This is a genomic window from Gilliamella sp. B2717 (assembly GCF_026536675.1).
GTDB lineage: Bacteria > Pseudomonadota > Gammaproteobacteria > Enterobacterales > Orbaceae > Gilliamella > Gilliamella apicola_I.
This window is the reverse complement of sequence record NZ_JAFNNQ010000094.1, coordinates 65,128-76,372: the sequence shown is the minus strand read 5'-3', so window position 1 is coordinate 76,372 and position 11,245 is coordinate 65,128. Positions and strand designations below refer to the sequence as shown.

The 11,245-nt window shown below is 34.6% G+C and carries 8 protein-coding genes; 3 read left to right on the top strand and 5 right to left on the bottom strand.

Annotation, left to right across the window (positions count from 1 at the left end):
* Positions 1-4 precede the first annotated feature (4 nt).
* The gene (locus J3U35_RS10050; RefSeq protein WP_267361112.1) at positions 5-3,094 is read right to left on the bottom strand and encodes a beta-galactosidase; all 3,090 of its coding nucleotides are present in this window, start codon (positions 3,092-3,094) and stop codon (positions 5-7) included.
* 428 nt (positions 3,095-3,522) lie between these two features.
* Between J3U35_RS10050 and J3U35_RS10045 the strand changes: the two genes are divergently transcribed.
* Positions 3,523-5,232 carry a carbohydrate porin gene (locus J3U35_RS10045; protein ID WP_267361110.1) on the top strand — a complete coding sequence of 570 codons (1,710 nt, stop codon included), beginning with the start codon at positions 3,523-3,525 and terminating at the stop codon, positions 5,230-5,232.
* Between the two features lie 125 nt (positions 5,233-5,357).
* Here J3U35_RS10045 and J3U35_RS10040 read toward each other — a convergent pair whose 3' ends face one another.
* The 4 genes from J3U35_RS10040 to J3U35_RS10025 are packed head-to-tail and all read right to left on the bottom strand — an operon-like array spanning position 5,358 to position 8,975.
* Positions 5,358-6,383 (bottom strand): BtrH N-terminal domain-containing protein, encoded by a 1,026-nt coding sequence (locus J3U35_RS10040; RefSeq protein WP_267361108.1) that lies wholly within the window; start codon positions 6,381-6,383, stop codon positions 5,358-5,360.
* Between the two features lie 41 nt (positions 6,384-6,424).
* Positions 6,425-6,856 carry a hypothetical protein gene (locus J3U35_RS10035; RefSeq protein WP_267361106.1) on the bottom strand — a complete coding sequence of 144 codons (432 nt, stop codon included), beginning with the start codon at positions 6,854-6,856 and terminating at the stop codon, positions 6,425-6,427.
* Positions 6,857-6,861: 5 nt separating this feature from the next.
* Positions 6,862-8,037 (bottom strand): beta-ketoacyl-ACP synthase III, encoded by a 1,176-nt coding sequence (locus J3U35_RS10030; protein WP_267361104.1) that lies wholly within the window; start codon positions 8,035-8,037, stop codon positions 6,862-6,864.
* Positions 8,038-8,054: 17 nt separating this feature from the next.
* Positions 8,055-8,975, bottom strand: a complete 921-nt coding sequence (locus tag J3U35_RS10025) for a dialkylrecorsinol condensing enzyme (RefSeq protein ID WP_267350610.1) — start codon at positions 8,973-8,975, stop codon at positions 8,055-8,057.
* A 118-nt stretch (positions 8,976-9,093) separates the two neighbouring features.
* Here J3U35_RS10025 and J3U35_RS10020 point away from each other — a divergent pair, with 118 nt between their 5' ends.
* The gene (locus J3U35_RS10020; protein WP_267361102.1) at positions 9,094-10,032 is read left to right on the top strand and encodes an ABC transporter ATP-binding protein; all 939 of its coding nucleotides are present in this window, start codon (positions 9,094-9,096) and stop codon (positions 10,030-10,032) included.
* Complete coding sequence (locus tag J3U35_RS10015; RefSeq protein WP_267350606.1) at positions 10,013-11,224, top strand: ABC transporter permease; 1,212 nt, start codon at positions 10,013-10,015, stop codon at positions 11,222-11,224. Before J3U35_RS10020 ends, J3U35_RS10015 begins: the two co-directional genes overlap by 20 nt.
* Positions 11,225-11,245 lie beyond the last annotated feature (21 nt).

The following is an 11,245-nucleotide window of genomic DNA, read 5'->3' as shown; positions in this document are numbered from 1 at the left end:
ACTTTTAGTTAACCTCGAAGGTTAATTGATAACGATAATGTTTTTTAGTTAATAAAAATTCAGAATGGACATTTGGTGTCCATGAATCATCACCACCAATCCCCATATGGAAAGCATCAATACTCACATAAGCACAAGGTTCCGCCACTAAAAGGTGACGATGTGTGACCGCCATTAACTGTTGAGTACCATATTGGTTGATGTTAAATTGAAATTGCTGACCGGTGATCGTCATTTCATCCAGTATTAATTTCTTTACATCACAGCGTAAACCATTTTCACAAGGATAAATATAAGGAGTATAGAGTTCAGAAAAAGGTAATGACCATTTACAAAAAATGGCAGAGTGTTTACGGTCTGGATAGTTTTCGTGCGGCCCTAAACCTAGCCATTTAACTTTTTCTGGGATTTCGTTAAGTTGATATGTTAAACCAATACGCGCAGGCGCTGGCATATTGTTGGCAATATCAACATCAACCGTTAGCGTTAAATAGCCTTGCTGATCAAATTGATAAATCCATTTGCTTTGAATCACTCTTTGACCTTCATAAAAATAACCATGCAACGCTTCGATAATGATAGTGCTGGATGATTGTGAAGCTTGTATTCCAAGACATTTATGGGTTAAATCAAAATAACCTGCTGCTTTCCACTGTTCAACCCAAGCAAATGGATTGTTATTGCTATCATAGTCACCACTAATTCCAATATCGTTATCAATTGGCGCTCGAATAAATTGATCACAAAACGGCGAAGCCAATAATGGTTTATCCTCTTTAGTCCATTGATTTAGAAAACCAGTAGTTTTATCAAATAACCAATTTTGATTTTGATGAGAAATTAAATAATTATTTTTATTTTCCTTTAATGTCATGGGGGTTTTAAGCTTGTTAAGCTTAAGAGGCGGAATAAAGACATTCTCAAGTTGCCATTGTTCCCAAGCGACAAGATGACCAATTGGTGACCATGGAGTTTCTTCTTTTTGGATAATAATGACAGAAAGATGAACATCTTCACAATTGATATAGTTAGGTAAGCTATCAAGTAATTTTATTCTGATTGTACTATCTGGTTGCATATCAAGGGTAATTTGACCACTTCGTTGTTTATTACCATCGATTAAGATCTCCCATTGTAATAGTTCATTATCAGTACGTCGAAACAAATATTCGTTGGTTATTTCGACAACTAAAGGTTTTTGACTAATGAGTTTGAATTGAAAAGGTTGCTGAACTTTTTTGGCTTCGATTAAGCTTGGATGCGGTTTTCGATCGGGAAAAACTAAGCCGTCCAAGCAAAATTGCCTATCGTGGTAAGCCTCGCCAAAATCACCGCCATAAGCCCAATAACTTTCTCCTGATGATGTTTGGCAACGAAGACCATGGTCTGCCCATTCCCAAATAAAACCACCTTGTAATCTTGGATATTGCCTAAATGCTTGCCAATATTTATAAAAAGCACCAAGACTATTTCCCATAGCATGTGCATATTCACATAAAATAAGTGGGCGGTTTTCATCGGGCAGGGATATCCATTTTTTTATAGCCCATTTAGGTACCTTTGGATGAAGTTGATCCTGATCGACTCGAGCGTACATAGGGCAAATAATATCGGTGGCAGCCGTATTTGCGCCTCCTCCTTCATATTGAACGGGGCGAGTTGGATCATTACTTTTGATCCAAGCATACAGTGCATCATGTGATGAACCGTGCCCGGATTCATTCCCAAGTGACCAGATAATAATAGATGGGTGATTGCGATCTCGTTGCACCATGCGTGTAACCCGTTCACTGTATGCTGCGAGCCAATAGGGGTCATCTGATAAACGGGACATAGGGAACATGCCGTGAGATTCTATATTCGCCTCATCGACTAAATAAAGTCCATACTGATCACAAAGTTCGTACCAACGAGGATCATTGGGATAATGACTGCAACGTACTGCATTGAAGTTGTGTTGTTTAATCAGTTTTATATCATGAAGCATGGCTTCTTCAGTGATAGCATAGCCTTGATCCGGATAAAACTCATGGCGATTGGTTCCTTTAATAAGTAAAGGTTGACCATTAATACAAAGCTGACCATGTTTGATCTCAACTACTCGAAAACCAATATTATAAGCTTCGGATTCAATAAGCCCGGATTTTTTATGATATAAACTGATTACGACACGATAAAGATTAGGTGTTTCAGCACTCCATAATTCAGGTGAAATAACTGGAATATGACAAAACAGGCGATCATGATAGCCCCCTTTTTCATCAATGGGTTCGGTACCAATCAGTTGAAATTGTCCGGAAATCAAATCGCTATTTTTCCATAATTCAATGCCAATATTTAATTGATCCATATTGTCATTGTGTTTTACATCAACTTGTATCGATAACGTAGCATTCCGATAACAGGCATCAAGTTCTGTCTTAATTTGGATATTTTTTAGGTGTGATTTAGGTTTATTAAGTAGCGAAACATTTCGAAAAATACCGCTTAATCGCCACATATCTTGATCTTCAAGATAACTTCCATCACACCATTTTAAAACTAAGACTGCTATTCTGTTTTGCCCAACTTTTAAGTAAGGGGTTAAGTCAAATTCCGCAGCGATTCGACTGTCTTGTGAATAACCCACCCATTGACCATTACACCAAAGATGAAAAGCAGAACTAACACCGTCAAAAATGATTCTAGTTTCCCCTTTATCTAACCATGCTTGCGTAATATTGATATAACGAGAATAACAACCTGTTGGATTATCGTCAGGAACAAAAGGGGGATTATAAGGAAATGGATAACGTAGATTGGTGTAAATTGGTGCATCGTAACCGTGTAATTGCCAATTAGATGGAACGGGAATGGTATTGGTGTCTATCTCTCTTTCTAACCATGATTCCGGAACGTGTTTGGGGTTATCAAAATAGCTAAAAAACCAATCCCCATTTAAAGATAATATTGATTCTGAATCAATATTATTTTTAGCTTGTAATTTATCACGCCAACTGTGGAATTTAGAATGTGTCGGAAGCCTATTAATACTAAGAACTGATAAATTATTCCAATCATTTCTACTTATGATTGTATCTAAAGAGAGATTCATTTTTTCACCATTTTAATCTTAACAATTTAGTACTAAATGATTTACGTTAATCTAACCAATTTTTGAATGCGAATTATTATAACTAAATTAGGACATACAACAGTGAACAATATAACATTTGTCTAATCGGAATCATGTATAAAATTGTAAGTTTCTTAATTCTGTTTATTTTTTTTTGTTTACGGTTACATTTTTTATCTTTAAATAACTTTTAATTACTGTGACTTAAGTCACAACATCAGGATTTTATTTTTGAAACCATTTTTTTATTTGTTATATTGAAAACGCTAATTATTAGCTTTTGGATTGCTACCGATATTAAGCGGGCAAAACCTAAAGAATAGTTGTTGTTACCTATTCTTTAGGTTTTTTTTTGTCTTAAATTTATAAGACTAATGAATAAACAATTAAATTATGAGTAGAGAAAAATGAAATATCTAACAAAATCATTAAAAGTAAAGCCTAAGCGAATTGTTTTAATTACCATGCTCGGTTTATTTTATTTGCCTAATGCGATAGCTGCTACTCAAGATGAGTTAGAGGCAAGAATTAATTTATTAGAGCAAAAATTAATTGCGCTGAGTAATGAATCTATTGATTTGAAAAAACAGCTGATTGAATCGAATAAGCAAATTGCTCAGTTAAGTCTTAATTTAGAAAAGCAACAGTTAGTGATAAGCAATCAACAAAAAGAGATAAAAATACAAACCGCCGCACTCAAACAACAAAAATCAGTTAATCTACAACCTGTTAGTATTAAGCATCCTAATAACAATAATGCGATTGTGTTAGTCACTGATAGCCAAACTAATGAAGAACAGAATAGTAATATTACCACTAAAAAATCGTTTACGTTAACAGAATTCAAAGATTATATTAAAGAAGAAATTGGATTTTCCTTTAATGGGTATTTTCGTGGTGGTTGGTCAACTTCGATGAATGGTAAACCCAAAAATTATGCCGAAGGCGCTCTAGGACGATTTGGGAACGAATATGGGGGGTGGTACGATCTTGTCTTCAGACAAAAAGTGTATGATCAAGATGGTCGTCGAGTGGATGCAATTGTTATGATTGATGGTAATGTGGCAACCGATAAAGCGGCTGGATTGTTTAATACGCAAGACGACAATATCATGCAATTTTCTGATATCTACTTAGCCACCAAAGGATTTGTTCCTCTTTTTCCTGAAGCGACTTTGTGGGTAGGTAAGCACTCTTTACCGTATAATGAAATTCAAATGCTTGATTGGAAAACCCAAAAATCGCCAGCTGGTGGGGGTGTCGGTATTGAAAATTTGGAAATTGGCGTAGGAAAGCTAGATTTAGCATTGTTACGTGCTGATGTGAATGTTAAGGTCAATAAAAAAACAGCGGGAACAGATATAGCTAAAGTAAGGCGTGAAGAAGTTGATATCAATGAAATTGAAGTGCGTTACCGAGATATCCCATTATGGCAAGATGCAATGTTTGCTGTTAATGCCCGATACTCAGCGCCGAACAAATCAAAACTGCAAGATGATGTCACTGTTAAAAATGCTTGGTTAGGTAGTGTTGTTCTACGTCAAAATAACTTTTTTGGTGGTTTTAATCAGCTAACGCTACAGACTGCAACCAATTCAGTCGCTTCACATTTGGGCAATATCAATACCAATAATCCAGAATTTGCCGCTAATGCTGATAATGATTATATAGGTAAACACACAGGAGGTAAGGCTTATCGATTAGTTTCTGAAGGTGAAGCGTATTTTTCTGATAATATTATCGTGGCGCATGCATTAGCTTTAACAACAGGTAAAGATGTTTATTCTTATGATTTAAACTTACCTCATACAGATTTTACCAGTTTTAAATCAGCAGTAAGACCTGCTTATATTTGGGATCAATACAATCAAAGTGGTATTGAAATTGGTTACTTTAAACAAAAAAATAAAGTTAATGGTCGAACTTATAAAGAAGAAGGCTACAAAACAACCCTGTATCATTCATTTAAAGTAGGTGAAAGTATTTTATCCTCTCGTCCCGATATTCGTTTCTATCTATCGTATATTGAGTCATTAAATAATGATATTAGTAAATTTGAATTTAATGGTAAAAAACATCAAATTAGTTTTGGGGTGCAAACTGAAGTGTGGTTTTAATTTAAGTGATGAAATAGAGACCTAAATTCGTGATAATAGGTCTCTATTTTTTCGACGTTTAAATTTTTTTAAAAGCCCTTATCATTTGTTTCTGGGCATCAAAATAACCTATCATTATTAGCTGTTCAAGCTATTTTTTTGATACTTTGACTGAGTGATCGCCAACATTTTTTTTCACTATCGGCAACTTGGCGTAACAACTCAGATACCTCATTAAATCCAGTTTCGTTCAAATTTCGGCATAATTTTACCGTACGGCTAGCAAATTTACGCCAAGCATCGCCAATATTAGTCATATTATCGGCAGCCTCAATCAATAATGGTTTGTGATTTGATGAGAAATGATCTGCTGCCTCTTGAAGAAATGAAGCATACATATAACGAAAACCAGCTCCACCTGTTCCGATTTCCTCCTGCATTCTAACAATATGACCTAGATAAAGTTTTTTATATTGATCACTTTTCATCGAATTTTTTAGTTTTTGAATTCGATTAGCTAAAAGATGAATACCTTTAATACCAATAAAAGGTAAAGGTGCTTGCATTTGGCGCGCATTTTTAAGGATTGCACTGCGAATCACTTGTGATAGATTTACAGGGTGATCCTGTTTTTGGGCATCTTCTAATGTATACATTAATCCTTTTCCTGCCAATGCACCTTTAGCAAAACGAGCCCGTTCCAAGTCTGACGCTGAGCATTGAACTGGTAATTCCATAACCGGATCACTAATCAAATATTGTTCTGCTTCTTTCCCATAGACAAGAATATTATGCGCATTGAAATGAAAGCGCAAAGCATCGGGAATGTAAGGTAACCAAAAAACAGAAGTTTGTAGTCCAACTAATTGATTGTTGTCTAATGCTTGATCCAATTTTTGCATGCCTTGTGTTGCGGAGACAAATTTTTGCATGTTCAGTTTAATGCCTAATCGTTTGCAAGAATTACGAATAATTGTTTTTGGTGGCATACGATAAGCGATGAGTGGCATACCCGAAAGTTTTATAATCGGTAAATAGGCAAATGTAAGTGCAGAAGATAAACCAAAGAGCATGGGTTCACTGTAATCAAAACCGTGGTGCTTGAGTAGCGTCGACATAACACCGCTTTCACAGTGTGCGGTGTGCTGATGTTGAAAATGATGAATTGTCATTATGTTGCCTGATTATTATGATTATACAAAGTCTAATAAGTTTATTTAAATGGATAATTGTTTTGCGTTTGATTATCTTCAGTCGGAAGCTGTTTTAGCTGTTCAATGGATAAATTAAAGACTTGTGCATAACGATTTAATTTTTTATCTGATAATTTTTTGAAAACCTGAGGTTTGAAGTGCCGTTTGATTTGCCAACAAAAAAAACCACTTGTTTGAGCAAGGCTAGTGATATCATGACGATATAAAAACATATAGTAAAAGAGTGATGAGCGTTGTTCATTCTTCACTGCATGAAAAGCCAACTGAGTTTGTTCTGCTAATGCATCTACAGCTTGTAATGTTACAAACTCTTCATCTTCCCAACCGCTAGTAGTTGCTTTTGTATAACTTCCATTTTTAACAGCATAAACCACTTTGGCATGACCGCCATAAGTTTTACTTTTATCTTGTGGAATTTGGTTAATATCCATAAATTCTAATTCTCTTGGTTAGCATCAATGACTTCAAGTAACATAAAACAAGATGAGAATCGTCCACTTTCTGGGATATAGCATAATATTTTTTGCCCATGCTTGAGTGAATGCGTCCGCAAAAATTCCTCAAGTATAATATAGATAGAAGCTGAACCTGTGTTACCTTTTGAAGTAAGATTGGTAAACCATTTTTCATAAGGAATTTCAAAATCAATATTTATCAATCCTTGATAGAGTTTTTCACGAAAATAATGAGAAGAGTAATGAGGTAAAAAATAATCGATATCATTTTTTTTCAAATCATGTTTTTTAATTGAGTTAGCAAGCATCTTTTCAACGGTATACTTAACAATATTTTCATTTAGCATTTTTACATTCTGTTTAACACTTAACAAACTTTGATTTTGTTGATCAAGTTGAGTAAATTGCTTCCAACCTATGAACTGATCCTGATAGTAGTCACCGCCTGCATACATGCATGCTGGCATCTCATTTGCGTAGGATAAAATATCAATCCAGTGAATTTTTAATGATAATTGATGACTATTTGGCTTACTACTCAATAGCATAGCCCCAGCTCCATCAGATAGCATCCAACGTAAAAAATCTTTTTCAAAGGCCAGTTCAGGTTGAGTAGACAACGCTTTCACTTTTTGTTCTATTTCTGCTTCAAAGTTCTCACTTCTCATTACAGCAGATGCAGTTTCAGATGCACAACTAACGGCGGTACAATGATCACCAACTTTTACAGCATTAAACGTGTGTTTCAGTGCTGACATACCTGCAACACAAACACCTGAGCTGCTGTGAACTTCGCAAGGATGAGTTTCATTGAGTTCGCCATGAACCATGACTCCATGACCAGGCATAATCTGATCTGGATAAGAAGTACCACAGGCTAAAAAAGTCATTTCATTTATACCAAATTGATGGTTATCTTTGAACAATAACTTTATGGCTTGTGCTGCTAAATTGGCATTGCTATGTGTTGCTTGACGAGTATGCGGGTCAATCGCATAGTATCGCGTTTTTATCCCATTACTTTTTAAAATAATTGCTCTTGCTCTGGACGGTTTGTGACCAACTTGTCCAAGGACATTTTCCATGGATGAATTATCAACAGGATTATTCGGTAAAAATGCGGCAATTTTATTAATATAAACATTATGTGTTTTCATTGTCTTACTCTTATATTTTATTCGCCTGAAGGCCAACTAAATAAATGTTTTTGTTTACTGATTTTGTTTTTTAACCATGGGGATAGTAATGTTTTGATCAGTGCACTAATTGGCACAACGGTTAAAATGATTACTACCAAGAAAATAATATAAAAATAAAGTAAACCTTGACGAAGTGGTCGAGCGATTTTACCTGCTTTAATGATCAGTTTGCCCCATAAATAGAAGCTGCGATAACCAAATTTTTCACTAAGAATCAAACGTTCATTGACTTTGACTGCCCCCATGTTTTTTAACATTGGCTCAGTGATTTTGGGTTGTGTTAGCAATACGGTTTTAATTTTTTCACCATATTTAGCACAATCATTAATGTCCTCATCAGATATGCCCGCTTTCGGTAGCCAACGTACGGGCTGTTTTTTCCCCGTAAACATCCAAAGCGGTGTAGCAATAAAACTTGCAGGCCCGCCACAGCTATCTATGCGAACAACATTGTCAACTAAATTAGCATTTGCTTCTTTTAAGTATTTCTTCACGGTTTCTTGTGCCATTAACCACATGTTGCGACATCCAATTAACGTGACAACAGGGGTATCGGCTAAGAGTTGTTGCGTGTTTTTATCTTGTAAAAATGCGGTGATAGGCTGAGAAGGGGATAAAAACCACACAGTATAAGCTAGAATGATTAAATCATATTTTTGCTGTTTAAATTGTGGGGCAACAATGGGTGAAGGCATTAAATGAACCGTTTCTGGAAAAATATTAAAAAAGTGGTTAAAAGACCATGGAAAAGAATAGGCTTGTTGAGGTTCAATAGCAAGCGTTTCTAAATTAATATCTTCATGATTAGCTAAAGGTGATACGAAATGTCTAGTAAGTTGTGTTAATTGACCCGTTTGTGAATAGTACACTAATAGAACGTTTTTTTTGTTACTCATTGTTATAATTGATTTATTAGATTTTATCGTTAATTGTTTACCTAACATGCATTTTGTTATAATAGCATAATATGTTAACATTCTGTTTATAAAAATTAAAATTATTTTAAAGAATTTTATGTTAAAGCTCCAAAATGTAACTCATCGCTATAAAAATGCTAATAATTATGCGGTGTGTGATATTAATTTAGAAATTGAATCCGGCACATGCTTTGGATTATTAGGGCCTAATGGCGCCGGCAAAACAACATTGATATCATTAATGTCGGGTTTACTTTCATTACAATCCGGGCAAATTTATCTTAATAATCAGATCTTCTCTCAGTTGTCACGTCAACAGTTGCAACGTATTTCTTTAATTCCACAAGAATATGCTTTTTATCCTCAATTGACGGTTTTCGAGAATTTACAATTTTTTGCTTCGTTGTATAAAATTAAAGATCCTAATTTTCTAATTTCATTGATGAAAAAAGTCGATATTTTAGACTATAAAAATAAGTTGTCAGCGAATTTGTCGGGTGGATTAAAACGTCGATTAAATTTTGCTATAGGGCTAATTAACTCGCCAACGCTAATTTTTATGGATGAAATTACGGTTGGAGTTGATCCTGCATCCCGCCAATTTATATTAGACAGTGTGAAGCAATTAACTAAAGAAGGGGTAACTGTCATTTACACTTCTCATTATCTACACGAAATAGAAAGTTTATGTCAAAAAATTGCCATTATGGAGAGCGGTAAAATTTTGTATTGCCAATCCATTGATCAGATATTGACACAACATGCTCAACAACAATGCATTATCACGTTAGCGCAAAGTGTGCCTTCACATGTGCTTGACCAATTTAATGCCACTTTAATTCGACATACCCCAATGCAAACAGTTGTCATTGATTCATCGCCTGAGCAGATCACAACAATATTACAAGAATTTCAACAATACCAAATACAAAATATTCAGTATGGTCATGGTTCTTTAGAGTCATTTTATTTGGACTTCTTGAATAAGTCAGTATTGAGGCATGGAGGGCAAAGCAATGCTAGCTGCAATCGCTAAAGAATTTCGTCTGTTGAGTCGTGATTTACATGGTATAGCTGTTCTTTTTATTATGCCTATGTTGTTTATGTTCATTATGTCTGTGGCATTAAGCCAACGTGATGATTTCAATCAAAATACTAAAATAGCCTTAGTCGGTGAATCATCCAATTTATTGAACTCGCAGTTAATAGTGATTTTGGGCAATCAAGAAAATATGAATGTTGATTTTTTTGATATAGCTGATAAGGATAATGCAAAAGCTAAATTAATTGAGGGAAATTATGATTTTTTATTAATTAATTCCAATCAAAATACCGAGAATTTGAGTAATGAATCGCCTTTAGCATTATTAACCTTAGCGGGGATCGATCAACTAAGATTGATGAATTTACAAACAATTATCCAGAAAAGTTATTTACAGCTACGGCTTAAAGATATTTTTTCAACGCCAAACAATGATTCTTCTATAATGGATGAAGATGCAATCGAAATAAAACGGCAACAACAACTAGATAACTATTTGTCAGGAAAAATAATCACTGAAGAGTTTATCAATGTAGAAGGCACTAAAGTGGTTAAACCGAGTTCGGTACAACAAAGTGTTCCTGCTTGGTTAATTTTTGGTATGTTTTTTATCATGATTCCTTTATCAAATGTCATGACTTGTGAAAAACAAACGAACACTATTATTCGATTACGACTAGCAAAATCATCGGCATTTTCTTTACTTATCGCAAAATTGTTACCTTATTTTTTGATTAATCAATTACAGTTTATTGGCATGATTTTGTTAGGTATTTATATTTTACCTTTAATCAATATTACAGGATTTGTTTTAGAAGGCGCTTATTGGAACTATGCATTGTTATCGATAGCAATTAGTTTATCTGCTTTGGGATATGCACTGTTAGTTAGCGTTCTTGCAAAATCGGCAGAACATGCTGTGGTATTAGGTGGTGGGGGAAATATTATTATGGCAGCCTTAGGCGGTATTATGGTACCGAGTTATATGATGCCAGAAACCATGCAAATAATTTGTTTAATTTCGCCTATGTCTTGGGCTTTGAAAGGCTTTCATAATCTTTTGCTTGATCAGTATGATTTTGTACAAATATTACCACAATGGTTGTCGTTAATAGGTTTTGCGCTAATTTTTTTATTGCTAGCAGGAATTATTTACTATCGGCAATTAAATAATAAGCATTTATAATTTTTTAATTAAATAATAAAA